This is a genomic window from Solibacillus faecavium (genome assembly GCF_014836905.1).
Lineage (GTDB): Bacteria > Bacillota > Bacilli > Bacillales_A > Planococcaceae > Solibacillus > Solibacillus faecavium.
Genome location: NZ_JACSPZ010000002.1, coordinates 484,390 through 510,332 on the forward strand (window position 1 = coordinate 484,390; position 25,943 = coordinate 510,332).

General features: G+C 34.6%; 24 protein-coding genes. 11 read left to right on the forward strand and 13 right to left on the reverse strand.

Going from position 1 to position 25,943, the window contains the following annotated elements:
• Positions 1-277: 277 nt before the first annotated feature.
• Positions 278-706: a hypothetical protein gene (locus H9635_RS05895; protein ID WP_191699219.1), complete on the forward strand. Its 429-nt coding sequence runs from the start codon at positions 278-280 to the stop codon at positions 704-706.
• Positions 707-834: 128 nt separating this feature from the next.
• Here the strand turns inward: H9635_RS05895 and H9635_RS05900 are convergent, their stop codons facing one another.
• The 3 genes from H9635_RS05900 to H9635_RS05910 are packed head-to-tail and all read right to left on the reverse strand — an operon-like array spanning position 835 to position 3,838.
• Positions 835-1,644, reverse strand: a complete 810-nt coding sequence (locus tag H9635_RS05900) for a carbohydrate ABC transporter permease (protein ID WP_191699220.1) — start codon at positions 1,642-1,644, stop codon at positions 835-837.
• Positions 1,645-1,655: 11 nt separating this feature from the next.
• The gene (locus H9635_RS05905) at positions 1,656-2,537 is read right to left on the reverse strand and encodes a carbohydrate ABC transporter permease (RefSeq protein ID WP_191699221.1); all 882 of its coding nucleotides are present in this window, start codon (positions 2,535-2,537) and stop codon (positions 1,656-1,658) included.
• A 50-nt stretch (positions 2,538-2,587) separates the two neighbouring features.
• The gene (locus H9635_RS05910) at positions 2,588-3,838 is read right to left on the reverse strand and encodes an ABC transporter substrate-binding protein (RefSeq protein WP_191699222.1); all 1,251 of its coding nucleotides are present in this window, start codon (positions 3,836-3,838) and stop codon (positions 2,588-2,590) included.
• Positions 3,839-4,326: 488 nt separating this feature from the next.
• Between H9635_RS05910 and H9635_RS05915 the strand changes: the two genes are divergently transcribed.
• From H9635_RS05915 to H9635_RS05925, 3 genes are all read left to right on the forward strand, one after another.
• Positions 4,327-5,271 (forward strand): bile acid:sodium symporter family protein, encoded by a 945-nt coding sequence (locus tag H9635_RS05915; RefSeq protein ID WP_191699223.1) that lies wholly within the window; start codon positions 4,327-4,329, stop codon positions 5,269-5,271.
• Between the two features lie 628 nt (positions 5,272-5,899).
• Complete coding sequence (locus H9635_RS05920) at positions 5,900-6,688, forward strand: hypothetical protein (RefSeq protein WP_191699224.1); 789 nt, start codon at positions 5,900-5,902, stop codon at positions 6,686-6,688.
• Positions 6,685-7,218: a hypothetical protein gene (locus H9635_RS05925; RefSeq protein WP_191699225.1), complete on the forward strand. Its 534-nt coding sequence runs from the start codon at positions 6,685-6,687 to the stop codon at positions 7,216-7,218. Before H9635_RS05920 ends, H9635_RS05925 begins: the two co-directional genes overlap by 4 nt.
• Before the next feature lie 345 nt (positions 7,219-7,563).
• On the opposite strand, the gene H9635_RS05930 is transcribed toward H9635_RS05925, so the two are convergent.
• Together H9635_RS05930 and H9635_RS05935 are read right to left on the reverse strand one after the other, a co-directional pair.
• Positions 7,564-9,789, reverse strand: coding sequence for an S-layer homology domain-containing protein (locus tag H9635_RS05930; protein WP_191699226.1), 2,226 nt, complete (start codon positions 9,787-9,789; stop codon positions 7,564-7,566).
• Between the two features lie 178 nt (positions 9,790-9,967).
• The gene (locus H9635_RS05935) at positions 9,968-11,200 is read right to left on the reverse strand and encodes a dicarboxylate/amino acid:cation symporter (protein WP_191699227.1); all 1,233 of its coding nucleotides are present in this window, start codon (positions 11,198-11,200) and stop codon (positions 9,968-9,970) included.
• A 733-nt stretch (positions 11,201-11,933) separates the two neighbouring features.
• Between H9635_RS05935 and H9635_RS05940 the strand changes: the two genes are divergently transcribed.
• From H9635_RS05940 to H9635_RS05960, 5 genes are all read left to right on the forward strand, one after another.
• On the forward strand, positions 11,934-12,713 hold the full coding sequence (locus tag H9635_RS05940) for a helix-turn-helix domain-containing protein (protein ID WP_191699228.1): 780 nt from the start codon (positions 11,934-11,936) through the stop codon (positions 12,711-12,713).
• Positions 12,714-12,873: 160 nt separating this feature from the next.
• Positions 12,874-13,326 (forward strand): LytTR family DNA-binding domain-containing protein, encoded by a 453-nt coding sequence (locus H9635_RS05945; RefSeq protein ID WP_191699229.1) that lies wholly within the window; start codon positions 12,874-12,876, stop codon positions 13,324-13,326.
• Entirely contained in the window at positions 13,323-13,733 is a 411-nt protein-coding gene (locus tag H9635_RS05950; RefSeq protein WP_191699230.1) for a DUF3021 domain-containing protein, read from the forward strand. The genes H9635_RS05945 and H9635_RS05950 overlap by 4 nt, the downstream gene beginning before the upstream one ends.
• Before the next feature lie 2 nt (positions 13,734-13,735).
• Entirely contained in the window at positions 13,736-14,665 is a 930-nt protein-coding gene (locus H9635_RS05955) for an ABC transporter ATP-binding protein (RefSeq protein ID WP_191699231.1), read from the forward strand.
• Positions 14,655-15,521 carry an ABC transporter permease gene (locus H9635_RS05960; protein ID WP_191699232.1) on the forward strand — a complete coding sequence of 289 codons (867 nt, stop codon included), beginning with the start codon at positions 14,655-14,657 and terminating at the stop codon, positions 15,519-15,521. The genes H9635_RS05955 and H9635_RS05960 overlap by 11 nt, the downstream gene beginning before the upstream one ends.
• Before the next feature lie 41 nt (positions 15,522-15,562).
• On the opposite strand, the gene H9635_RS05965 is transcribed toward H9635_RS05960, so the two are convergent.
• The 4 genes from H9635_RS05965 to H9635_RS05980 all read right to left on the reverse strand — a co-directional run bounded on the left by H9635_RS05965 (position 15,563) and on the right by H9635_RS05980 (position 20,501).
• Entirely contained in the window at positions 15,563-16,108 is a 546-nt protein-coding gene (locus H9635_RS05965; protein WP_191699233.1) for a hypothetical protein, read from the reverse strand.
• Between the two features lie 26 nt (positions 16,109-16,134).
• The gene (locus H9635_RS05970; protein WP_191699234.1) at positions 16,135-16,791 is read right to left on the reverse strand and encodes a hypothetical protein; all 657 of its coding nucleotides are present in this window, start codon (positions 16,789-16,791) and stop codon (positions 16,135-16,137) included.
• 531 nt (positions 16,792-17,322) lie between these two features.
• On the reverse strand, positions 17,323-19,152 hold the full coding sequence (locus H9635_RS05975) for a hypothetical protein (protein WP_191699235.1): 1,830 nt from the start codon (positions 19,150-19,152) through the stop codon (positions 17,323-17,325).
• A gap of 371 nt (positions 19,153-19,523) precedes the next feature.
• Positions 19,524-20,501 carry an NADPH:quinone reductase gene (locus tag H9635_RS05980; protein ID WP_191699236.1) on the reverse strand — a complete coding sequence of 326 codons (978 nt, stop codon included), beginning with the start codon at positions 20,499-20,501 and terminating at the stop codon, positions 19,524-19,526.
• Between the two features lie 309 nt (positions 20,502-20,810).
• On the opposite strand from H9635_RS05980, the gene H9635_RS05985 reads away from it, so the two are divergent.
• Positions 20,811-21,677: a cation diffusion facilitator family transporter gene (locus tag H9635_RS05985; RefSeq protein WP_191699237.1), complete on the forward strand. Its 867-nt coding sequence runs from the start codon at positions 20,811-20,813 to the stop codon at positions 21,675-21,677.
• A gap of 170 nt (positions 21,678-21,847) precedes the next feature.
• Here H9635_RS05985 and H9635_RS05990 read toward each other — a convergent pair whose 3' ends face one another.
• From H9635_RS05990 to H9635_RS06005, 4 genes are all read right to left on the reverse strand, one after another.
• Complete coding sequence (locus H9635_RS05990) at positions 21,848-23,038, reverse strand: hypothetical protein (protein ID WP_191699238.1); 1,191 nt, start codon at positions 23,036-23,038, stop codon at positions 21,848-21,850.
• Positions 23,039-23,651: 613 nt separating this feature from the next.
• Complete coding sequence (locus tag H9635_RS05995) at positions 23,652-23,837, reverse strand: hypothetical protein (RefSeq protein ID WP_191699239.1); 186 nt, start codon at positions 23,835-23,837, stop codon at positions 23,652-23,654.
• A 14-nt stretch (positions 23,838-23,851) separates the two neighbouring features.
• A complete protein-coding gene (locus H9635_RS06000) occupies positions 23,852-24,019 on the reverse strand; it encodes a YvrJ family protein (RefSeq protein WP_191699240.1) in 168 nt (55 codons plus the stop codon).
• On the reverse strand, positions 24,012-24,563 hold the full coding sequence (locus tag H9635_RS06005) for a sigma factor-like helix-turn-helix DNA-binding protein (RefSeq protein WP_191699241.1): 552 nt from the start codon (positions 24,561-24,563) through the stop codon (positions 24,012-24,014). Before H9635_RS06005 ends, H9635_RS06000 begins: the two co-directional genes overlap by 8 nt.
• A gap of 489 nt (positions 24,564-25,052) precedes the next feature.
• On the opposite strand from H9635_RS06005, the gene H9635_RS06010 reads away from it, so the two are divergent.
• Positions 25,053-25,910, forward strand: a complete 858-nt coding sequence (locus tag H9635_RS06010; RefSeq protein WP_191699242.1) for an XRE family transcriptional regulator — start codon at positions 25,053-25,055, stop codon at positions 25,908-25,910.
• Positions 25,911-25,943 lie beyond the last annotated feature (33 nt).

The window sequence follows — 25,943 nt, forward strand, 5'->3', positions numbered from 1 at the left end:
TTGGAACGTTTCACAATAGAAATTCCGAAAACCTACCACTTTTATGTATGTTCTCCTTTATAATAGAACGCCGTCCCGCCAATAATGTTGCCTTATTCATGATATTGCCCTATTAGAGTAGTGTATGTATATGCAAAAAGCGATATGTCACAACCACTTTGACATTTTCCTTTTCTTAACAGGCTAGAGTATTAGAGAGAAAACAGTAAAATTCAGGAAACTTTAGTTATCCTTTTAACGTATATATTATTAGTCTTACATATATTGGAGGTTTCAAATGAATAATCAACCTACGTTAAGAAAATTTTTTGTGCCTATTATTTATTTAGCTGAATGGTTTCTTTTCTTATTTGTTGCTCTTTGCATTGCTACTTTAAATATGATTAATTTAGTGAATATTATTACTGTCGACATGCCTTGGGAAGAACCACTTATTTTTACATCATCATTTATTTTTTCTTTGTCATTTGTAATAGGACTAGCAATCATTTGCTTTTTTTACAATAAGTTTTTAATGGGAAGTAAAGCGTATCAAAAATTTAAAAAGACTATATGGGGTATTCTTTTTGGATTGAACACAATTAGTTGTGTACTTTGTGGGATCCTTATTTATGGTTTCAATTTCTTTCATTCTGATGGAATACTACTGCTAATAATTACTTTATTAAGTGCTATAATAACAAAAATATTTATTTCTAAAAATTAGTATCATAGAAATTATAACTATTCTACATATAAATCCATACAAAATTTACTCTCCTATAAAATTAAAACGGATCTGGAAAACGATTAATTTTCCAAATCCGCTTATATATTCGGCTATAATACAATTAATTATCCTTTAACAGAACCCGCTGTAATCCCTGCAATGAAGTAGCGTTGCAGGAATAAATATGCAAGAATCATAGGAGCTGATGCTATTAAGACTCCAGTAAATAATAGTGGATAGTTCGTCGCATATTCTCCTTGGAATTCCAGCAATGCAAGAGGAAGCGTTTTATAATCATTATTCGTAATAAATAATAATGGATACAATAAATCGTTCCAGTGCATTACGCATAAGAAAATGGCTGTCGCTGCAATTGAAGGCAATGATAAAGGCAAGGCAATCTTATAATACATTTTAAATTCACTGGCTCCGTCAATTGTAGCTGCTTCAAATAATGATTTAGGGATAGATTTCATAAATCCAGTTATTATAAATATAGCAACGGGCATTGTGACAGCAATATTTACTAAAATTAAACCTAGCAAACTATTTGTTAAGCCTAAGTTATATACTAGCTGATAAAGCGGTATCATATTTACTTGAGCAGGCACCATCATTCCCAGCGTAAATAACGAAAAGATAATGACCCCAATCCATCCAAACATTCTCGTTACACTATATGCAATCAAAGTTGCAAACAATAGAGTAAGCGTTACAGAAAAAAACGTAACAATTACACTGTTCATGAAATAACGGGACATTGGTTGTTCCGTAAAAATGGATACGTAGTTTTTAAAACTAAGGCTGCTCGGTAATCCTAATATATTTGAAAATACCTCTGATGTAGATTTAAATGTTGTAAGAACGACAATCATCATAGGTATAATGACGACTAAAGCAAATAATGTTAAAAGTATGAACCTTATAAAACGCATGTCACTTCCCCCTATTCCTGTACCTTACTAGCTCTCAACATTCTAAATTGCAGTACTGTGATAATAGCAATAATAATCATGAATAAGACTGATTCAGCTGAAGCATATCCGAACTCAAAGCTTCTAAATGCAGTCGTATAAATGAGCGTTGCCAAAATTTCCGTTGAATAATTAGGGCCACCACGCGTCATTGCGAAAATCAAGTCGAAAGCTTTAAAGGACTGAATGGTCGTATATGCCATAACAATAGTCGCTGATGGTGCAATCATCGGCCAAGTAACATACCTAAAACGCTGCCAACGACTTGCGCCTTCTATATTAGCCACCTCATATAAATCTTCAGGAATCGCTTGTAATCCTGCTACAAAAATGACTAACATTTGACCTGTATGGAACCAAACTTGTGTTACAGCAACTGAATAAATAGCTATATTTTGATTACCTAACCAACTTTGCTGTAAAAACTCAAGATTTAAATAACCTAGAATCGTGTTTAATATGCCGATATTTGGGTCATAAACAAATGACCAAATAAACGCTACAGAAACTGAACTTAAAATTGTCGGGAAAAAATATAATGCACGTAAAAATACATTTGTTTTTGTATTTTTAATTAAAAACAGTGCAAACAGCAATGAAAATCCCGTTTGGAAAATCAAGACAAATAGCATAAATTTCAAGTTATTGCCCATAGCCTTCAAGAATATAGAATCATTTGTAAGTATATTTATGTAGTTATCAAATCCAACTATGTTAAAGTCTGGCGAAAGTCCGTCCCAATCTGTAAAAGAGTATATTACAGCATTAATAGTAGGAATGATAAAGAAAGTAGAATATAAAATTAAACCTGGAATTAAAAATAATAGTAAGGCCTTATTCCTTTTTAAGTTCATCCAATCATCCCTTTACATTAAATAGAGTGGGGGAAAAAATCCCCCTTCTATCAAATATTTTGATCTACAATCTTTTGAGAGTCTTCAGCTGCTTTTACCGGATCCGTTCCATTTAATACAGCTTGTATTGAAGCAATAACAGCTTTTTCTACATCAGCATTCGGAATTAAATAACGTGGTTGGAAGCGGGTATTTTTTTCAAACCATTCTTCTGCTGATTTTAATTCTTCAGATGTATACTCAACATCGTTAACTGTTACGTGCTGACTTGTTTTGTTTGCGTATTCCTCGGCGTTTTCTTTTTCAGATAAGAAAGATACAAACTTTTTAGCTGCTTCTTTTTTACTCGATTTCGCATTTACTGCAAGCATGAATGTAGTTGTATGAATCCCTTCCCACACAGCTTCACTTTCTGAAACTGTAATTGGTGCAAGTAAACCTAATTCAATATCTGGATTAATCTCTTTAATGCCGGCTACTGCAAATGAACCAGTTGCAAGCATAGCTGCATCACCGTTTGCAATCATGGCAATAGCACCTGGATGATTTGTTCCTAGAGCACCATTTCCTAAATAGCCTTTGTCGTTTAACTCTTTAAATTGTGTAAGTGTTTTTACCCACCATTCATCTGTAAGCTTAGCTTCCCCAGCTATTAGCTTGTCAAAAATATCTTCTTCAGGAGCATTGTTCATCATCATAGAATTCATGAACTGTCCCGGACCAATATCTGCACCTGGGAAGGCAATCGGAGTATGTCCTGCATCGGCTATCGCTTGGCAAAGGGCTAAAAATTCTTCCCAGCTTTTAGGGTTTGGATCTAATCCTAATTCTTCAAATAATGTAGCGTTGTATACAGGCTGATTAAATACAAGTTGCAATGGTACTGCATATTGCTTGTCATCTGCCTGACCAGCCAAAATTAATCGTTCATTATAGTTTTCAAGAAAATCTTCATTGGATAAATCCTCGAACAAACCTGCCTGTTTAATGATCTCAAAATGAGAACCCGGGTAGCTTGTAAAGACATCCCCAGTTGAGCCGTCACGTAATAACGTTTGCGCTGTAGATTGATATTGTTCTGATGGATAAATTGTCATGTCGACTTCAATGTCTTGATTTTGTTCTTCGAAATCAGCTATTAGACTATCAAAAGCCGCTTTATCTTCGCCTCGCCAATGAATGAAGCTAATTTTCGTTTTACCATCGCCTGTTCCACTATCAGAATTACTACTTGTACTTCCTACACAACCAGATAAAACAACTGACAATATTAAAATACTAATTAAAAACATCCTTTTCATACTTGAAGTCCCCCTTCTTCTTCCATTATTCAATTAAAATTTACATGACAACAAAATCGGTTCACTATGTAACATGCAGTTATAGCTATCTTTTTAATGTCCGTTTAAGAACTTATTAAATGACTGCATAATAAAAAGAATATTATTTATTTAGCTCTCACTCCTACTCTTTATTTATTATTTTTTAGCTTACTAATGGTGGTTGTAACAGGATTGCACTTAAAATTGGAGATGTTACACATGGGGAAATTTACTGGCTGAGACAAAACCAATAATTTTATATACCACTATAAAAAGTTAAGTAAACCTATTTTTGTAATATTTTTTGATTAATTAAAAATTACGATATTGATATGTTTTGGAGCATGTATTAATTTTTAATCATAATTTTCAATATTGATAAACTAAATTTTCTGAATTTTATTGCAATTAAAAATTTAATATATTACAATAACTAGAATTCAATAGAAAGCTGAGGTCACATCATTATGGGAGTTTTACAGAAAATAGGTAAGTTTGCGGGGAATACATTTGCGATTTGGGTTCTCGTTGCGGCTGGATTAGCAATTTGGATGCCTGAATATTTCACGTGGATTGGCAGTTACATTACTATTTTATTAGGGATTGTCATGTTCGGTATGGGAATGACATTGAAATTAGATGATTTTAAATTAATTTTACAGTACCCGAAAGGTGTTATTATTGGGGTTGTTTCTCAATTTGTTATTATGCCGTTGCTAGCATTTGCGTTAGCCAAGATTTTTAACTTACCACCGGAAATTGCGGTTGGTGTTATTTTAGTAGGTTGTTGTCCAGGGGGCACTTCATCAAACGTTATGACATTTTTGGCAAAAGGAAATACAGCTTTATCCGTTACGATTACATCATTTACGACATTAATGGCTCCGTTTGCGACGCCGGCTCTTATATACTTATTAGCAAGTGAATGGTTACCAGTTTCTTTTATGGCGATGTTTATGTCAGTGATCAAAGTAGTATTAATTCCGATTATTTTAGGAATTCTTGCTCAGTTCTTATTTAAGCCAATCGTCGAGAAAAGTATTGATATTCTTCCTACCGTATCTGTTGTTGCGATTGTTATGATTGTTGCAGCTGTAGTAAGTGGAAGCCGTGATAAGATTTTGGAAACTGGGTTAATTATTTTTGCAATTGTCATTTTACATAATGGGTTAGGATACTTGTTTGGTTTCTTATTAGCAAAACTATTTAAACTTCAGTACGATGATCAAAAAGCTGTCTCAATTGAAGTCGGTATGCAAAATTCAGGCTTAGGCGCACAATTAGCAATGGCCCACTTCGATCCAGTATCAGCCGTTCCGAGTGCCATCTTCAGTTTCTGGCACAATATTTCCGGACCAATTCTTGCGACGTATTGGGGTTCGAAAGCGGATAAAATAGCTAAAAACAGATAGATACTCAAGCTAAACAACGTAAAAAGTGGTACGAATTTATACTCGTACCACTTTTTTATTTCGGTAATTTCGGGAGAGTCTCATGAATACTACAAAGCCTTATCCGCATACAATCATACACTTCCGAAATTAACGAATCGTATGTGTCCATGGAAAACACTTACAAAAGCTCATTCATTTTAGAATAGCATAGGGTATACTGTTTCTGTAATAATTACATTCATCACCATAAGTTGGGGATGACAAAATTAAAAAATAAGATTTTCTAATGAATTGCGTTCTGCTGCGCTACGGGGAAAACGCGTTGAAGTAAGTTTTTGGACGGCTCACCCTTCGCTCCACGTCACTCTGCTTTGGCATAAAGTGAATTTCTGCAAAAATAAAGATTATAAAACATAGCATTTCCGCTCTCTGCCGCCTTGCGATAGCGCAAGCGGCTTGATTGGGTGTTTTTTAATTCACTTTATAACGAGGGCAAAATTTTCGGATTGGTGGGCCTCACAAACGGCAATAAAGACAGTGATAAAGACACGTATCACGTGGCTTTAGCGCTGTCTTGCCGTAGCCCACCAATCAAGAGGAATTTTATTAGATTTACTATCTTAGAGGGTCTAGTTAGGAGAATTAAATGAAAAAATTATTACTGATACTTGTCATAGTTGGTGTTATACAAATAACGAGTACGCTTTACTATGATGCAAAGATGCTGGATGAGCCGATTCCTGTGGCCGGTACGATTGATTTTGCAAACAAAACGATTAAATTTTCATATATAACGAATTCAATAGATCCGCATGAATTTCAATCGATAGAATTTAACGGGCACCATTATTACCCTGAACAGCCATTTTCGATGTTTAACGCGCAGCCACAGACTACGCTTGAAACATATGTTAAATATACGTATTACAGTATGATTTCACCGGTTATATGGCTATATGAAAATGAAGATTTAACTCCTTTAGATGGCGTTACAAAAGGGACAATTCATTTTAAGGATAGGATGACAACACCGATCTCACTTACAACTTATGAGTATGAGGAGATCCCGCAGCTAGAGTTCTTATCTAGTTCTGTCGGGACAGATGGCACATCCGGTTTTTATAAAGTATTAGAACCTTTTACGTTAAAACAAATAAATGTCGTAGATAATCGGGTTAACCTGCTAAATTTCAAAATAAATGGGAAGGTTGTACAGCTTCCACTAACTGCCCCACTTCAATTAAACAACGAAGATAAACTATATTTAGAAACAACAGACGGCGAGGCACAATATGAAATGGAACTGTTTAAACTGGAACTGCATATTGTGGATAATGTAGAAAAAGATAAGATTTTGACATTAACCCAATTTTTAAATACGAGACCAAGTGAGGACTGGGTAAACAGTTTAGTGAAGGAGCGTGGCGAGCTATGAACTTTCACAAACTTATTATAATCGGGGTTTTGTTTCAGTTTTTTGACATCAATTTTGGCAACTTTGATATTTTTCCGGATTTTATCGGCTTCATTATTATTGTTTATGCATTATCGAAAGTAAATGCCCAGTATACCAACCTAGGTATGTTCTGCGCTACGATACTTGCCGTAATGTCAATAATGGGAATAGTCTTGCCTGAGATGGTCGTGCCATCTGCAAATTTAGCGCTTCAAATCGTTGCTATATTAAATGGACTTCTTACAATTCTCTATCTTGCCTGTATTTTTTCTGTATCAAAGGAAATTTTACGTGGTGAAGAGAGTATGTTCCCGACGCTTTATATTAGCTTACAATTAATCTTTCTGCTGTTTAGTTCTGTCGGCATGCACTTTCCATTGGAAGTTTACGAGATCCTTGGCCTTTCAAGTACTGTATTGTTATTTTTCTTCTATATTTATTTCATTGTATTTTTATGGAAGCGTAAAAATAAGGAAAGTGCACTTTTTGATGAGGTAATGGACTATTGATAACAGGCTTTTTAGGAACGGTTTTGTAAATTGAATTGCGTAATGAATTAAATAGAGGAATGAATTTCCGTTATTTTTAAAAAAACTTAAAAAACAATAAAAATAAAGGAAGAAATTTCCTTTATTGACCTAAAAAAGATGAAATTCTACGGTTTTATTTAAAATAACGGTAAAACGTTCCCTTATTTATCCCAAAAATGGGCTCCACCATTCAAATAACGGTAAAATTTACCTTTATTTTGTGAGGGCACTGAAAATAGCGACCAACTGTATCTAAAAAAAGACAAATGCTATTATACTGCACTTGTCTTTTTTTAATTTATTTTTGATTTGAATAGTCACTCATTAATAGTTTCTAATCTCATATTCGTTCATTTTATGCGCTAAACGAATAGTTGCTTGTGCTAATTGCGCATACGTTACTTCACTATTTGGCTTCAGCTGATTATTTTCCGCCTCAAGTAGCCCTAATCCATAAGCTAATGCTACATGGCCACGTAGTTCCTGGCTAACTTGCGCTGCATCACTGTATTTTAGTTCATATATATCGCTAAGCTGCGCTGGTTTATCAAGCTTCAACATACCGATTACCCATTTCGCCAGTTCCTGATTTGAAAGAGTTCCAGTCGGATTAAACGTTTTAAAGGATGTATCCAACATCCCCATACTTAAGGCATGTGTTACAAATGAATATAATGGATGATCAGACGTTATATCGTTAAACGATTGATTTGACGTTTCATATTCATTATATTTAGAGCTGTAATACATATAGGTTACAGATTTCAGTAATACTTTTAACGCTTCCTCTTTAGTAACGGATGCATCTGGATTAAATGTTCCATCTACCTCTAAAATCCCTGCATGAATTAAATAATTTAATTCCTCTGCAGCTGTTGGATGCTTGATTTTCGGCTTGTTTGAACTAGCCATACCATAAACATCTAACCATTCCCCTGTTTTTGCATCAATGGTAGCAGACGAACCTTCTTTGAAGACCGGTTGATATGCTAAGCTATAATGCTGATCATTTTCCACATTTGAATGATTTACATATTGCAGCTTCAGTTTCAACTCATTTTTCAACAGCTTTGTTGCTTCCTGCTCTGTTAAAACTTCTGTTGCGGCAGGCCACTCTACATCATCAAATCCGTTTACACGCAAGCTTACTAAAGCGCCTGTTTTGGCATCGACATTAACTGAGATATTATCACCTACAACCATTAACCCATTTACAATACGTGGGAACGTAAAATAATAACTATCATTATAACTTTCGTGCTGTCCCTCATCTACTGGTAATGCATACTGGTGAGCATAAGATGGTACCCATTCTTTCACATATGCAATCGCCTTATCTAATGTCTGTTGCTTCGTGAATTTTACTTCCGTATCATTATCTTCATCTTCTAATTCAAGGCTATTTTTGATATCACTATAATTAATTACCTCTCCTGTAGCTTTATCAATTGTAATTGTAGTGCCTGTCCCACTGTTTCTATAGTGATACATATAATGAATGCTATATACTGCCTTACCAGCCTCTGTTGTTTCTTCAATGGACTCAACCGTTAATTTAACACCTTTTTGATCTGTTGCAAGCAACTTTTGTGCCATCGCCTGCGCCTTTTCTGCTGTTAAGTTCGCCTGTTTTGCTGCTAATGGTGCTGTCACAATCGGTTTAATCGCTTGAGCTGATAACGTTGAAGACAACCCATCTGATGTAAGCCATTCTCCGCTTTGAGCATGTACACCTGAAACAACCTGGCTATTCGGTTGATAAACAAGCTTTACTTTGTAATCACCTGTAGAATAATCTGTTACAATTTTGTATGACAATTGCGCCTTTAATGCATCCTGTAAACGGTTGGCAATGACAGATTCACTTTGTTTTTTAGCAGGATCATCAAACGTAAAATTATTTTTTTCACTTGTTGTTCTATAAAATGAGGATACTGTGCCATCTCCTAACACCCTAATATTGATCGATTGATCTAAAATCGGTATACCTGATTTTTTCTTTGCATACATAAATGAGTATTGAACGGGTTCCGTCAAAATAGAGGATGAATAATAATCATATTCATTTGGTACTAGTTCATACCCTTCACCTTCATTGAACTTTTCAAGAAACTTATTCGCTACTTTTTGCGCTTCCTCTTTAGAATACTTTGCCGGGAATAATACATCCTTAGAGTTTACTGGTTGATAATAAAATTGTTCTAACTCTAACGCTTCTCCTACAAAAGTAAAGTATCCACTCACATGTTGATTATCAATTTGCTTCATAAAGCGAAGTTCATAACGCAACGTGGAATCTTTAGGATGTGAGAAACCCGACCCCATACGAAAATCTTTTTCGGTTACATTCGGAAACTCATTTGGAAATAACTCTCGAACACGCTTCATTAAATCCTCTTTTGTTACCGTTGTATTCATTTGTGCGACTTGAATTGGCAATGTGTCCATACGCTCATTTCCTAACATTGAAGCACTTGCCATTGGTGCTAATAAACCTACAGATAGCGCTGTTGCAGATAACATTGCTCCTGCCTTTTTAAAAGTTACCATTCTTCATCCTCCTATCTCTTTGAGTAAACATTTGTTTACACTAACATTATACTTTACAAAAGACCATAAAGTTTCAAATATTCAATTATTTACCACCAAAAGTTTCTATTTTAGAGGTGAAGACAAATTAAAAGACACCGAGTAATATTAAACTCGATGCCTTAAATTATTATTTATACTATTGTTCAGCTACTACTGTCTTTTTTTTACCCTTTTCACTTTCTGCTACAAATAACGTACATGTCAAATCACCGAAACAATTGATCATAGTACGAGTCATATCCAGTAAACGGTCAATACCAATAATTAGTGCAATACCTTCTACCGGTAAACCTACTGATTCCAATACCATTGCAAGCATAATCATACCTGCACCTGGAACTGCTGCTGTACCGATAGATGCTAATACAGCCGTCATTACAACAATTATCATTTGAGACAATGATAAGTCGATACCATACACTTGAGCAATGAAAATTGTAGCAACACCCTGCATGATGGCTGTACCGTCCATATTAATTGTGGCACCAAGTGGTTGTACAAAACTACTGATCCCTTTTGGTACTTTTAATTTATTTTGTGCAATTTCCATAGAAACAGGTAATGTGGCACTACTGCTAGATGTACTAAAGGCAACTGTCATTGCAGGAAGATAAGCTTTAATAATATCGACTGGATTGCGTTTTGCTAAAATCTTTAACGCACTTCCATACACAAATAAGAAATGCACTAACAATGCCAATAATACTACCATCATATACCAGAACATTGCCTGTAATGCATCAAACCCTTGTTTACCAACTGCTGAAGCAATTAATGCAAACGTTCCGTACGGAGCAAATTTCATCACTAAAGTAACAAGGAACATCATTAATTCGTTCCCCTGTTCCATAAAACGTTTCACTAAATCTAATTTTGTACCTAAATAACTTATACCTAAACCAACAAAGATCGCAAAGAATATAATTTGCAACATGTCACCACTTGCAAGTGCATTAATAGGGTTCGCCGGGATAATACCAAGTAGTGTTTCGGATACAGGTGGTGCTTCAGCAGCCTCATAGCTTACTTCCTGTACATCAAATTCTCCCTTATTACCTGGCTGGAAAATTACTGCTAAAGTAATACCAATTGTAATAGCAATAGCTGTCGTTGTTAAGAAGAACAGCATCGCTTTACTTCCCATTCGACCTAATGCTTTCGGGTCACCAATATTTGCAACCCCTACTACAATGGAGAAAAACACTAACGGTACGATAAGCATTTTAATTAAATTTAAAAAGATCGTCCCTAATGGTGTGAAGAAAAATCGGTCTGCTTCAGTAAAGAATGAGGGCGCAGCAAGGTTTAATCCTATACCTACAATTGCCCCTAACCCTAACGCCCATAAAATTTTCGTTGCTAGTTTCATAAACTCACTTCCTCTTACTTAGATAATTTTTACGTATTTTAGAATAATAGATACTTATTGTAGAACAGAATTGAAATTCGAACCACAAAACTAGCTTTTTCTGTTTGATTTTTGACATTATTCTAAAAGAAATAAAGCATGACCTACAATTTTTATTAAAAATAAAATTTCACTTGAGTAATAGGAAGCCAACATTTTAGTATAAATCTCTTATGCTATTTTTGGTTTGCCGAACTCAACTTTCTATCTCTTTACCCAAATTATTCATAAAAATAAAACTACTATGAAAAAAACTTTTTATCGGGGTTCATCAACATGAGTTTGGAGATGACAAATTTTAATAAATTTGGGTCTTACAATAAGGATTTGGGATTTTTCCCACTCGAAGTTGGACGGGCCCCGAAATTAGTTATTAATGGTGGAGGGAGATTGAATTGCGTTATGGGATAAATAGAGGAACGAATTTCTCTTATTTCGAAAATAAAATGAGAAATGGTAAAAATAAGAGAAGGGATTTCCGTTATTGATCTATAAAACATGAAATTTCAGATTTTTAACTAAAATAGCGGTAAAACGTTCCCTTATTTATCCTAAAAATGAGCTACATCATTCAATTAACGGTAAAATCTCCCCTTATTTTAAAATGAAAAGTCCTAAATTCAAAAATAATCAAAAAAGATGTCCCTTTCTTCTTTCATTTTTGACATATGTATGATGAAGGGAGATGCAAATAATGGTATTCGAATATTTAAAAACATATCAAACATTTAACTCAATTAAAGAAATGGACGAGGCAGTAGCGGCTCACCTAGCTGAACATGAATTAACAGAAAGCGAGCGCAATGTAATTTTACGTATCGCACAATCTGCACTTGCGTATCCTGGCGCAGCGCATTTAAAGGCAAAGACAATTGCCGATAGTATCGGGATTAGCATGAAAACGGTTTATCGCGCTGTTAAAAAAGCAGCAGATCTCGGGATTTTATGTGTCGTAGCGAGCACGAAACTAAATGGAATAAAAGGTGCGAACATTTATCAAATTTTACATGTCCCATCGGAAATGTCCGATCGGGTCTCATCTGAAGAAGTGCATGAAATCGAGGTTAGTGAAGATATTTCGAGTAACGAAACTATTTCTTTTAATCTTTTTAAAACAAGCTCTTTAAAAGAAATATATAATAATACGCTCACACAGATGAATGAGTGGCAAAAAACATTGTATGAGTTTTTAATGAGTTTACCGTTAAACGATGATTTAAAGGACGGGTTACGGTCCGCTATTTTAGCTACACCGATTCAAAATATGCGAGAGTTTACGATAGCTAAAGATGCAATGTGGCGCATTATTCAAGATATTCATGATGGTAAATTAACGATTCGAACAACTTTACGTGCAATATATAAAGGGGCGTATGACAAGGCAGTAGCACGCCCTGTTTTGCCGGAAAAAGAGCAGCAACTGCATCCAAATACAAGACCTGTCCCTTTTTATGACTGGCTGACAGAGCGTTGAAAGAAAACCTCTTCAACTATCCATTTTCGAAGTACAATAAGTTAAGAGTCCTTCTTCATACGCTAAAATTACCTGTCAACGCGTTTTTTCTGCCTGTTACTGGCAAAATCAAGTATATAAAAATTCGAATGCTACAATGAAATCATGAAAGGAGCAGTGTATGAAAGTCCACTTACATATAGAAAACGACCGCACAGAAATCGAAGTTCATATCCATGCACCAAAATTTGATGAAACAGTCGAACAATTGATGAAAAAAATTAATAACTCAACACCTGAAAGTATTGCCGGCTATTCCAATGGAGACATTCATTTACTAAAATCTCGTGAAATTTATTCGATTTTTACCGAAAATGGAAAAGTATTTTTACAAACAGATGAAGAAGAATTTGAAGCAAAGAATAAACTTTATGAATTAGAAGAACGTTTTCACTCTAGCTTTATACGAGTCAATAAATCCATGCTCGTAAACATCGATAAAATTGTTTCCATCCAATCAAAAGTGCTTGGCAACCCACAAGTCATTTTAGCAAATGAAACAGTTGTCCCTGTCAGCCGAAATTATTTCAAACTGCTAAAGGAAGCACTTGGATTAGGAGGTGTGAGCAAATGAAAAACTTTTTAATTAGCTGCTTTGTCAGTGTTTTTATGTCTTATTTTATCATCGCACTCATTACGTACAATGACACGTCTATAACCTGGTCTGGTGCAGAGTTGTTACACCAATTTTTATTCGCCCTTTCATTAGGTGTCATCATTGGTTGTGCAAACAATTTATTTTTAATTAAACATTGGCCTTATGTAGCGGTTTTAGCACTTCATTACGTAATTGTCCTTTGCTCCGTATTTATAGTCGGGCTTTTTGGGAAATGGTTTTCTTTTGATGAACCGTCTACCTTCTTCCTTTTATTTATTCAGTCAACATCCATTTATATTATCGTTTGGTGCTTTATTTTCCTTTCGATTAAACGCGATATTAAACGAATGAATGATGTTTTAAAACAAAATCGAGGTGAATAACATTGACTTATGCCATTGAAGTCTCGAAATTAAAAAAGCATTTTGGTTCGATCGAAGCGGTAAAAGGGATTGATTTCCAAGTAAAAAAAGGCTCTTTATTCGCATTTTTAGGTAGTAACGGAGCCGGTAAATCGACGACGATTGAAATATTATGTACATTACTTGAAAAAACAAGCGGGGATGTAACGATTAATGGGTACCGACTTGGAACGATGAAGGATAATGATCGGATCAGGCAATCAATTGGGATTGTTTTTCAGCAAAGCCTGCTTGATAAAGAACTGACTGTGAAGGAAAATATTATCCATCGTGGTCGCTTTTATCAATTAACGAAAGCACAGTTAATAGAAAATTATCGTTTCGTTTGGCAATATTTAAAGCTTGGTGAAATAGAGAATAAAAAATATAGCCAATTGTCTGGTGGCCAGCGTAGACGAGCCGATATTGCCCGCGCAATAATCCATAAGCCTTCGATTTTATTTCTAGACGAACCGACTACTGGGCTCGACCCTCACACTCGAAAATTCGTATGGGAAACGGTTGAACGACTAAGGAAAGAGATTGGTATGACGATATTTTTAACAACCCATTACATGGAGGAAGCAACAAATGCGGATCAAATAGTTGTCATTAAAAAGGGAGAAATTATCGCTCAAGGCACACCTAATGAATTAAAAGAACGCTTTGCATCTGATCAGCTGGTGCTTTCCTTTAAAAAAGAAATAGATATTGAACATATTTCCGAACAAATTGGCTGTGAAATGGTGCAATTCGGTGATGTTTATAAAGTGAATATCCCATCTACTTTACATGCGATTCCGATTATCGAACGGATTCAACCTTCCCTTGCATCATTTGAGGTGATTAAAGGCTCGATTGATCAAGTATTTATTCAGATTAATGAGGAAGCAGGTGACATAAATGCTACTTAGTTTAGTCAGCCGAAATAACAAAGTATTCCTCAGAAATAAATTGCTCGTTTTCTTCTCTTTGCTTTCAGTCCTTATTTTAATTGGTCTTTACGCTATTTTTTTGCAGAATCTTCAGGTTAACTCCATCGCGGAATATGTTGCTGTCACACCTGAAATTGAAGTACTAGTCAGTGAATGGATGGTCGCTGGACTTTTATCAATAATCGCCATGTCGGCAACTCTCGGGGTATTTGGGATTTATATAAAAGATTTAGAATCAAAAACGACAGCAGATTTTTTAGTAACTGCTGCTTCGCGATATAAAATACAGTTAAGCTATGTAATCAGTTCTTTTATTATTGGGTTTTCCATGACTTTTATCGGATTTATTTGCTGTGAAATTTTCATCGTTTCCATTGGCGGTGAATGGCTTTCTCCCATCGCAATGTTAAAAGCAATCGGTATTTTAATTTTAGCGGTGGTCATGAGTAGTATGATCAATTTATTTATCGTGTTATTTATTAATACGGAAACGGCATTTTCTACAGTGAGCACAATTAGTGGGACAGTATTAGGGTTTCTATGCGGTATCTACGTTCCGATGGCAGTATTACCGAGCGCTGTTCAATCTGTCATCCACTTCTTCCCGGTAAGCCATATAACTGTATTACTACGCGATGTATTTACTGCACAATCCGTTGAAAAAGTATTTGCCGGAAATGACGTTTATGCTAGAACGTACAAAGTTGATTATGGTGTCATGTATGAAATAAACGGCTCCATTCTTTCAAGTATGACGAGTTTACTATTTGTACTTACTACGATTATTGTGCTTGGTACTTTGTCCACTTTATTGTTTAGAAGGAAGTATAAATAGCAAAAAAAGAGTGTTGCACCCTTCTCCGCAATACTCTTTTTTTAATTTACTTCAACCACTACAACATTAACAACCGGATAACGTTCGTATGCTTCGATGAACTCTTTTTTCTCTTCAACAGATAAATTTAAAGGCTCTGTGTAGGTTGTTGAATCTTCTTCAGACAATGAACCATACATGCCAATTCGGTATTGCCCTTTTTTTGTTATCACATCATTTTCTGCCGCTTTAAAAATTACGCCCCATTCAGACGTTTCCACGAACATTTTTTTAGATACGGCATGATTCTTATCTTGAATTGCTCCTACTAAAAACAACTCCGCTGAATTATCTGCTCTAAACATAGACAACTGAACTTTGCCGTTCCCTTCGAAGTTGTTGCCAAAATAAATATCTCTGTCATCCATAAATTGACCGTTTTCATAAACTTCTACAAACATTGTGACACTATGTTCTTCTTTCAGATCAAATGCTTGTTGAAGATTAAACTCAGCGGCACTCGATAGGATGTCTTCACCTGGTTCAGCTTCATCCGAACATCCTACTAGTGGTAGACATAATAATATTACTAGTAATAATCTTTTCATCTGTAGCAACACCCCTATAGTAGTATTTATAGATTTCTTGAACGCTGCCCTTCTGTAAGTTTTATATGGATATTAGACGAACTTCCACCATCAATATGCTTAGGAATACCTGTCACATCCAATAATTCATTGAATTGAATCGACTCTTTTCTGTTTGCTTCGATTGTCACATGAAATGGTCCGGCAACATTCATCAGAGACTGCATTCTAATTCCGTCCTCGTCATAGAAATGTGAATCTATAAACTCCAGTTGAAAAGATACCGTTTCATTACTCCGATTATGTAGTACAAGACTACATTCCCCATTTAATAAGTCCTCACTCATATAATCAAAATTGCAATTGCCGTTACCATCATACTTGATCGCATAAATACCTTCTGCAAATGTTTCTTGGAAAATTGTAATAAGTGCCCATGGTAGTAAGGCAAAAGCCAATATTACCAATACCAATGTTCTAAAATGATACTTTTTCAATCCAATTTGCAATAAAACAAGCGAAATAATGAATAACACTGAAGTGAAAATGCCAAGAAATACATAGCCTTCTTCATTTCGTATAGGAAACGTCATAAATGTTGACCGGGCTTTTATCATTTCGTTATTTGGAAACGGAAAATAAATAGACATACAAATCACTAAAAGAATGAAGGAAATAGCAATTGCTAATTTATTTTTAATCATACTTTCCCTCCTTGTGCTCATATTCGAAAAGAAATCTGTTAAATCATCAAAGCTCTATGATAGTATTACCATATACTAATTTTTTTGGGAAATTAATTTCCACCAAGATTTCAGGAGATGTTATTATGACTGAAGACAAATTTTTTAGCAAACCGATGATTTTTTTATATTGTATAGCTTTAATACTTTGGAGCTATTTACTAACCTATTTGGAAGTAAATATATATTTTATCATACTTAATCCAATAAATTTCGCATTATTCTTTAATATTGTGTATGGAATCATGCATCAGAAAAAAATCAAATCAGCTTCTTCCTTGTAAGAGGTAATTAAATAAGCGGAGCATTTACCGTTATTTGCATGAGCATGCTAGTTTCATGAGGAAATAAGGGGAGATTTTCCCCTTAAGTTCGAAAAAACGACCTCATACTGTGTAATTTTGGAGAATAAGCGGAATTTCTCCTCTTATTTTAGCCCAGGTGGTAGTATAAAAAGCCGAAACCCGATATCTAGGCTTCGACTTTCTAGGCTTATGCCAGCAGCTGCTTAGCAATTTCTTTAACATCTTTATCTTTCGCTTCTTTTGCATAACGCAAAGCAAGCTGTTCAATCTCCGTACCTTGCCAAGAAGATTTATTATATCTACATAATGTTTGCATCGCAATATATTGCAGGTGGTAGTCAGCCGTTTTTAAAGTTTTAATTAAAAATTTTAAACCAGCTCCGTCATACTGATCCAATTCCTCCAACAGGACTAATACGACCATTTTTTGATTCTCTGTTAGGTCATTGAAATCCCCAAATGAATCTGTAAATTTAATAAGCTGTTCGATAATTTGTTCATTTTCAGCAGTGAATAATGCCATGTAATACTTATAGTTTTCCGGGTTAGCCTTTATTTTCTCGAACATTATATTAGTAATATCAGCGTGATAGTATTGTGCTGTTGCGATTGCATAATCCTCATCTTCTACCCCATGATTTAATGTATCAATTGCCTGTTGCAAATACTCCGGATTTTTTGCTATATCCTCTATATTTTCTTCTACTGCTCGTTTTTCATGGGGCTTCCAGTTTGTTGAGAAACGATCATCCCATGTTTCTTCATCATATTGTAAATATTCATGAATTTGCGTTAGTATATAAAACTGCTTAAGTGTGCGGCAATGTGTTTTTGCATGATATGTGTAGCGCATCAGCACTTGACCTGCATATTCATAATCATCCATTGTTTGATAAGAACCTTCATATAGCAATGCTAAAATAATGGTACCGGCACCTTGAAATACTTTTTCAGAAATGGCAGACTCATGCAATTCTATATCAAGCTTTCCTTTATTTGCACATATTAAAGCAGACGCATTGCCTGGAACTGTATCCTTTAATCCTTCAAGCAGTATCCACTGACGGATGTCCTCATTAGTTGCATCTAAAAAGTTCAACGCCTCTAACTTACCCCATCCTGTTACATTTTTTGCAATATACCAAACCGCCTCATTGCTGCTTGTCGTTCCGTTTGTTAAGGCGAAAAGAGCTACCCCTGTAAATTCTTCGTGAAGTGCGATTATTTTAAGGCGCTCTTTCAGTTCTTCACAATTTCCTGTCCCTAAAATAACAAGCGCAAATTTCACCACTTCTCGATGTGCAGCGTGCTCAAGTAACCAAATTGCTTCTTCCTTTACCCGACTTTCCTCTTTTTCGATTCCAGAAAACTGTTCTAAAAACTCATAATAATAACTAATTACTTTTTCATCTTTTATTTTTTCGTAAGTAGCTTTCCGAGTTTCATCAGTTGGATTGTTTATCTGTTCTAAAAACAGTTTGATCAGCTTTTTAGTATAAAATGGCGTTACTTCTTCTGTATGAAGCTGATCTGCAAATCCAGGTGCATGTTTTGGATGAAATTCATCATATAAAAACGCATCATCCGGTAAATCTTTTGTTATTAATTTTTGGTTTGCATGAAATTGCTGTTCAATATATGGCACGATAAATTCCTTATTGGACCAGGGTAAAAATTGTAGTTTCATCGCATCATGTAAAAGCTCTTTTCCGTCTACTTTGACCGTTACGTTCAGTTTTACAAATCCGCCTATTTTGACAAATACTTTATGTTTCTTCCCACTACTAGAATGAAACGTCCCTTTCAATGTTGAAAACGGCAAAATATGTGACCAGATGGATTTCCGAACGTTTTGGGCAATAATTTCACCATCAACCTTTAATACTTCCTCCAGCATCTCATTAATAATCTCTATTTTATGTCCCTCAAAATCGAGGACCCAATATTTTTCAACCTCTTTTGCTACATCATTTTGTATATTGCGCATTTCTCGCTTAAACTCTTCTTTAAATCCCATTGTTACGCTCCTAATTTCTTATATATTACCCGTATATCATAACAATTTTTTCTATTTTTTTTAGTAAATAGCACTAAACAGACAAAATAATAGCAAAAGTATTCGAATTTCTTCACTTTAATGTCATTTTTCCCAAATTTAAATATAAAAAATATTCATCATCATAAGTTGGGGATGACAAAATGCCGCCTCGCGATAGCGCAAGCGGCTTTATTGGATGTTTTTTACTTCACTTTATAACGAAGGCAAAATTTTGGGATTGGTGGACCTCGCAAACGGCAATAAAATGGAATTTCATTAGAAAAGCAACCCCATGTTATCGTGATGAGCCATATAAAAAGGACTAGCATATTTACTAGTCCAAAATTTCACTATTGTGTTCGTACAACGACTTTTCCGTTATGCTCACCATTAATAACTGCATCAAATGCAACGCTCGCCTCTTCTAAAGGATAGCTATAACCGACTACTGGTTTAAGTTGCTGTTTTTCAAGCAATTTTGCTACTTCTTGAATAAGCTGCTGATGTTCTTCGGCCGTAACATTAAATAATACCATGCCTCGCACATCACACTCTTTTTGCATCATAAGACGGGGATTAATATTAATTTCCCCACGGTTTCCTACAATAACGATGACACCATGCTTTGCAATCATTTGCAAATCTGTTTGTAAATTCTCATTTGCCAAAAATTCAATAATCACATTTGGTCCTTTTCCATCTGTTTGCTCTAATACGGTATCAATCGTTTGCTCCGTAATATGATCAAGAACAATATCTGCTCCTGCCTCTTTTACAAGCTGTTTTCCGGATTCCCGACTTGCTGTTCCAATTACTTTTGCTCCTAATGCTTTAGCAATTTGAACAGCCTGTAAACCAACTGCACCACTTGCCCCGTGAATGAACACAGTTTGCCCTGCCTGAACATTTGCTCTTCCTACTACTGCCCGATATGCTGTTAAAGCTGGAATACCTAGCGCCGCGCCTTCTTCAAATGAAATATGTGCTGGTATTGGATGAACGAAGCGGCTTTCACAAACAATTTTTTCAGCAATCGTTCCAGTCGCTTGGCCATTTGGTAAACTTGCAATAAATACTCGATCTCCCACTTTTACATTTGTTACTTGCTTCCCAACCTCTTCCACAATACCTGCACCATCTAACCCTGGTGTATATGGTAATTGAGGTTTTATCGCATATGTACCTGTTGATGTATAGACATCACTTGGATTGACTCCAGCTGCATAAAGGTTTATAAGTACTTCATTTTCAGCTGGTCCCTGTATTTCGGTTTGCTCTACCAATAAGTTTTCTGATGTACCAAATTGATTGATTCGTATCGCTTTCAATAACCTCACCTCGAAATATATAGTATTTTAAGAATATTAGAAATTTTACTTTTTGTATAGCGATTGCCATTTAAAAATATTGCTCAGTTGTTTAGTAAGAGAAATATGGATTTATAACAAGAAGGAGTATACACGATTTTATGCAAGATAGAGAACACCGGTATTTGTATAGACTTATTCTAAAACATTGTCAATGAAGCTTAGCTTTTACACTTGTATACTAATCAATGATATGCACAGCGCCTGAAATAAAGGATTTATAAATGATTAAAATGGACATAATTGAATGAGGAAGGGGGTATTCAAATTATGGAGCATTATAATAATCATGGGCAACAAGGCGAAAATAACAATCGTAAAGTAATCATGTGGACGTTTTTACTCATTACATCATTTATGATTGTAGAAGTTATTGGCGGGTTTATGACAAATAGCCTTGCACTTTTATCAGATGCAGGGCATATGCTGAGTGATTCTGCGGCTTTAGGGCTTAGCTATGTAGCACTTATTGTTGGTCAACGTGCTGTATCAGGGCAAAAAACATTTGGATACCGACGCTTTGAAATATTTGCAGCGTTTATAAATGGATTAACGTTAATTGGAATTTCTGTCTATATTTTTTATGAAGCTGTAAAACGTTTTTCAGCACCTCCAAATGTTGCGAGTACAGGCATGCTACTAGTAGCTGTTCTCGGTCTAGTAGTAAATATTGTGGCAGCATTTATTTTAAATCGTGGTGATAATGACAATTTAAATGTAAAGAGTGCATTTTTACATGTTATTGGTGATATTCTTGGCTCTATTGGTGCTATTACAGCTGCATTACTTATTTTATTTTTCCAATGGAATATAGCCGATCCAATTGCTAGTATCATTGTGGCTGTTTTAATTATTTTTAGTGGATATCGCGTAACGCGCGACTCTTTTCATATTTTGATGGAAGGTGCTCCAAATCATTTAAATACAGAAATAATTGAAGAAAAAATCTTATCTGTAAAAGAAGTAATAAAGGTAACGGATCTTCATATTTGGTCTATTACATCTGATTTCCCATCATTAACATGTCATGTAAGCGTTGGACAAGATGTAGATGAACAGGTCGTATTGCGTAAAATTCAAACATTACTTCATGATGAATTTAACATGCATCATATGACAATTCAAATTGTAAAGTAATGGAAAACTCCCTAATTTGCGAACAAAATTTATTTTATTCAATCTGACCGTAAAATTCGAAGCCCTCTCTAATTAACATTTTTTAACATCAACCTTTAACAGAACCAATAAAATAAAAGTAGCACAAACCATTTTGTTGGTCTGTGCTACTTTTTAAGTGTATATTACTCTTATTTTAGGAAGTTTAAAAAGTTAGAGAATGATGTTACTAAGTTTTGATAGTAGCCAATCACTTTGTCTTTTAATGCGATTTTCTCAGCTTGCTTTTGGTCTGTATCTACACTAATTGCTTCCGTTTCAGTTGGTACCGTTTCTTCTACTGGTTCAGATACGATATTCTCCACTTCTTCAGTTTCTTGCTCTGGAGATTCTACAGTAGAAGGTTGTTCTTCATCTTCTACAACAGCCGGAGTTTCCAGGTTTTCATCAGTCTCAGCTGGTAGTTCTGTATTATCAACAGCATCATCTTGAGATGCATCTTCCTCTAAAGTTGTATCTGTTGTATCTGTTGTATCTGTTGTATCTGTTTCATCAGCATCTGCAGAATCATCAGTTACATCTTCAACTACTGGAACATTTTCAGTTTCTTCGTTTGTTTGATCAGATTCTAAGTCACTTAAATATTGCTCAATATGAATTTGGTAGTAGCTAATTAAGCTTTGATAACTATTATCGATAAATTGATAAGATTCATCTAACCAATTAATAAAGTCATCTTCTTCTGTTACCGGTGTTTCTGGCTCTTCAGCTCCATCTTCTTCAACTGGTTCTTCTTCCGATACCGGTGTTTCCGGTTCAACAACTACCTCTTCTTCAACTGGTTCTTCTTCTGTTACCGGTGTTTCTGGCTCTTCAGCTCCATCTTCTTCAACTGGTTCTTCTTCCGATACCGGTGTTTTCGGTTCTTCTACTACTTCATCTTCAACTGGTTCTTCTTCCGATACCGGTGTTTCCGGTTCAACAACTACATCTTCATTTTGGTCGTCTTCAGTTACCGGTGTCTCCGGTACTTCCGTTGCACCTTCGTCTATACCATCATTATTTGTTTCATCTATATTATCGTTATCATCTAATTCATTATTAGCTTTTTCGGCGTTAGTTTGAGCTACCTGACTAACGAGCTCCCCTTTTTCAGGAGATCCTGGCAAGCTTTTTGCGTATGCCGATACTTTCTGTCCATGATTTTTTGCGTGTTCAATAATTTCCGGATTTACATCTTTTGAATCTAGCTCAGATGCAGAAATAGGTGCTCCAGCCGCTAAAAATGATGCAGCTATAAATGATGTTGACATCACTAGTGGCGCTACTTTCTTAGATAAATTTTTATTTGCTGTTTTTGAGTCCATTTGTTTTTTAATCATTACTTGATCGCTCCTAATTCGTATTTTTTCTACTGATAGGATGGATTTTTCATTTGTTCCGGTATTTATCGTTTCACCTCTGATCAAATCGAGTAAATAACTACTCTAATTTTTTGGCAGCACCATCTACTGCCTGTTTAGAATATACCAAAATTATATTACAATACTGTTTTACTCAGGTTAAAAGAATTGAGGCTACCATTACGAATTCCTCGGATTTTGCAATATACGAAATAATAAAAACAACCCAACTCATACCATTTCCCAAAGATTGATTGCGCTTTCATATTGTCTCTCTATGATCTTTCATGAGATTTCCTTAATACTATTCTGGGGGAAATTATTTTACATATATAACGTTACAGTAAAAATTGTCTAAACATAAAAAGTCATTTTATCCGCTATTATTACCGAATTAAAGTTAAAAAAATTATATAATGCCCCTAAGTGTTGATTTATCTGGTGTTAGACGTTATTTATTATGTATCATGCATTATTACATCGTTGAAATACAAAGGACTTCTTGAATTGGAAACATATTAAAAGAGACATTTTAATAATCCAAAGGTGCAACTACTCCTTAGATATCAAAATGCCTCATCGACTATTATATTCATTTAAACAATCCTTTTGGTTGTACAAAAACCGTATTTTTTAAAGTCTTAATAGTAACTTCATAAAGGTGCTGCTTTAGGTCATCCCGATTTTCTATCCTAGTTTGCCGTGATGAATATGAAATGACAGGTTCAATCCTTTTTAATAATTGAACAATTTCATTTGGATCAAGATGCTCGACCATAGTTAACCTCCCCCCTATTTTTTACTCCTTTCATGGTTCACTTTAGTGAGGTCGTTTGATAATACGTCAATAGAACTTCGTAAAGAATCAATTTTGCCCTCGAATCTCATTAATAAATAAATCGCAATGGTTATCGGAAACCCGAAATTCCCCAATATTTGAAACAGCTGCCCCTCAATCATTCTCTTCCCTCCCTTCTCTTAATATATTTATTGATCTATGAATCATCTTAGAAATAGCCTGTTGTGATACGTTGTAAATCATCGCAATTTCTTTCTCAGTTAACTCGTTTACATACCGGTAATACAAAACTTGCTTTTGCTTAGTATTTAAACGTTTTAATAAGGTAATTAACAATTCATCACTCAACAAGCTTTCTAAGTCATTCTCAAAAATGTTTTCAAATTGGAGAAAAGAATTTTCATCTTGAACAGTATCTACCATTGCAAGGCTTTCATTAATTGGTGCATCCAAATTTAATTCATACTTTCTATTGTGCTCTCTTAACATTGAATCAAATTTTCTGGACTCATATATAACTGCTTTTTTTATATAGGCGATACGTATGATCTGTTTTTCAAAATACTTAAAATGTTCATTTAAGGTATCAGCATTCGTACTATTCGGATCTTCTAAATAGGCAGTGTACAGTTTGTTATACTCTTCTATCTCTAAAAATCTTTTAAATACATTACTATTCACAACATCAGGATTTAAAGTCTTCATTCGTCATACCCCTTATCTTTTTAGTCATAAAACATGAACTTCCGTTCGTTTTTACTTAAAAAGACCGAATAGAACTTTTGCTTACCTTCTTACTATATATAGGGGAATTTCTATCGAAAAATACAACCAAAAACGATTAATTATAATAATATTTTAATATTTTTATTTGTTTTATATAAATATTAGTATATTATTACTATTCTTTACCTTCGACTATGTAAAGCGGTAGCTCTATGAGCGTATTAGATATACAAGATAGGCGCCAGTCGTATTTTTCAGAGACTTTAATACTACTGGCGCCAACCTTTTAATGCACCTAAAGTAACTTCATTAAAAAATTATTAACCTCCCCCAATTCCTATTAGCCATAAATCTAGAGCGATAATAATCATATCCATCATCTTCTCACCCCCCCCTTTTTTACTTATTTTACATAAATTACACTATTTTATCTTATAATATTAGTAAAAGAATAAATTGGAGGATCTTATGAATAATTATGGAGAAACAGTAAAAAAAATAAGAGTCGGCAAAGGGTTTTCGCAAAAATATGTATCATCCAACATCTGTACTCAAGGTAATTTCTCCAAATTTGAGCTGGGGGAAAATAAAGATATTAAACATTCTACTCTTAGTGAATTTCTGGTCCGTATCGAAACTTCTTATGACGAATTTAAATATATAAATAATGGCTATTCAATGCCTTTAAGAGATGAAATTATTAACAACTTTTATAATCAATCGTATAATAATTCGGATGATTTATTGCAATTACAGCAAAGTTGTATTTCATATTTAAAAGAATGTCCTGAAGACAAACTGATTAATAAAATAAATATCATTATAAAAAGCCTATCAATATTAGCCAATACGAACGATATTCATCATGCAAAATTACTTGCTGAGCCCATTTGGACAGAATTATCTCGAAGGGACAATTTATACTTATCCGATATCTTTTTATTAAATGCTATCCTTTATATTTTTCCGGTTGAAACGGCTGAAGAAATGAAAAAATTCGCTTTCCGCCATATTGAAAAGTATAAAAATTTCCAAAATATAAATCGTATTAAGATTAACTTTTTAATTAATCTGTCCTTGTTATATTTAAAAAATAGTGATTATAATATGGCATTAAATCAATTAGAAAGCTCCATCGAATTATGTAAATTAGAAAAGCAATTTATTAACCTATCAATATGTTATATAAGGAAAGGCGTTTGTTTAAGTAATTCGGGTACATGCGGATTATTTTGGATTAATAAAGGGATGAATATGTTGGAAGTTTTAGACCAGTTCGATTTGCTATCTATATTAAAAGCAGAAGTTAAAAAATACTCGATTTAATGCAGTTTTAAAAGGACTTCTAACAGCTTAAAT

Excerpts from the sequence above, each read along its gene's own strand:
- H9635_RS05895 (WP_191699219.1), top strand. The coding sequence starts at position 278 with ATGAATAATCAACCTACGTTAAGAAAATTTTTTGTGCCTATTATTTAT.
- H9635_RS05900 (WP_191699220.1), bottom strand. The coding sequence starts at position 1,644 with ATGCGTTTTATAAGGTTCATACTTTTAACATTATTTGCTTTAGTCGTC.
- H9635_RS05905 (WP_191699221.1), bottom strand. The coding sequence starts at position 2,537 with ATGAACTTAAAAAGGAATAAGGCCTTACTATTATTTTTAATTCCAGGT.
- H9635_RS05910 (WP_191699222.1), bottom strand. The coding sequence starts at position 3,838 with ATGAAAAGGATGTTTTTAATTAGTATTTTAATATTGTCAGTTGTTTTA.
- H9635_RS05915 (WP_191699223.1), top strand. The coding sequence starts at position 4,327 with ATGGGAGTTTTACAGAAAATAGGTAAGTTTGCGGGGAATACATTTGCG.
- H9635_RS05920 (WP_191699224.1), top strand. The coding sequence starts at position 5,900 with ATGAAAAAATTATTACTGATACTTGTCATAGTTGGTGTTATACAAATA.
- H9635_RS05925 (WP_191699225.1), top strand. The coding sequence starts at position 6,685 with ATGAACTTTCACAAACTTATTATAATCGGGGTTTTGTTTCAGTTTTTT.
- H9635_RS05930 (WP_191699226.1), bottom strand. The coding sequence starts at position 9,789 with ATGGTAACTTTTAAAAAGGCAGGAGCAATGTTATCTGCAACAGCGCTA.
- H9635_RS05935 (WP_191699227.1), bottom strand. The coding sequence starts at position 11,200 with ATGAAACTAGCAACGAAAATTTTATGGGCGTTAGGGTTAGGGGCAATT.
- H9635_RS05940 (WP_191699228.1), top strand. The coding sequence starts at position 11,934 with ATGGTATTCGAATATTTAAAAACATATCAAACATTTAACTCAATTAAA.
- H9635_RS05945 (WP_191699229.1), top strand. The coding sequence starts at position 12,874 with ATGAAAGTCCACTTACATATAGAAAACGACCGCACAGAAATCGAAGTT.
- H9635_RS05950 (WP_191699230.1), top strand. The coding sequence starts at position 13,323 with ATGAAAAACTTTTTAATTAGCTGCTTTGTCAGTGTTTTTATGTCTTAT.
- H9635_RS05960 (WP_191699232.1), top strand. The coding sequence starts at position 14,655 with ATGCTACTTAGTTTAGTCAGCCGAAATAACAAAGTATTCCTCAGAAAT.
- H9635_RS05965 (WP_191699233.1), bottom strand. The coding sequence starts at position 16,108 with ATGAAAAGATTATTACTAGTAATATTATTATGTCTACCACTAGTAGGA.
- H9635_RS05970 (WP_191699234.1), bottom strand. The coding sequence starts at position 16,791 with ATGATTAAAAATAAATTAGCAATTGCTATTTCCTTCATTCTTTTAGTG.
- H9635_RS05975 (WP_191699235.1), bottom strand. The coding sequence starts at position 19,152 with ATGGGATTTAAAGAAGAGTTTAAGCGAGAAATGCGCAATATACAAAAT.
- H9635_RS05985 (WP_191699237.1), top strand. The coding sequence starts at position 20,811 with ATGGAGCATTATAATAATCATGGGCAACAAGGCGAAAATAACAATCGT.
- H9635_RS05990 (WP_191699238.1), bottom strand. The coding sequence starts at position 23,038 with ATGATTAAAAAACAAATGGACTCAAAAACAGCAAATAAAAATTTATCT.
- H9635_RS05995 (WP_191699239.1), bottom strand. The coding sequence starts at position 23,837 with ATGGTCGAGCATCTTGATCCAAATGAAATTGTTCAATTATTAAAAAGG.
- H9635_RS06000 (WP_191699240.1), bottom strand. The coding sequence starts at position 24,019 with ATGATTGAGGGGCAGCTGTTTCAAATATTGGGGAATTTCGGGTTTCCG.
- H9635_RS06005 (WP_191699241.1), bottom strand. The coding sequence starts at position 24,563 with ATGAAGACTTTAAATCCTGATGTTGTGAATAGTAATGTATTTAAAAGA.
- H9635_RS06010 (WP_191699242.1), top strand. The coding sequence starts at position 25,053 with ATGAATAATTATGGAGAAACAGTAAAAAAAATAAGAGTCGGCAAAGGG.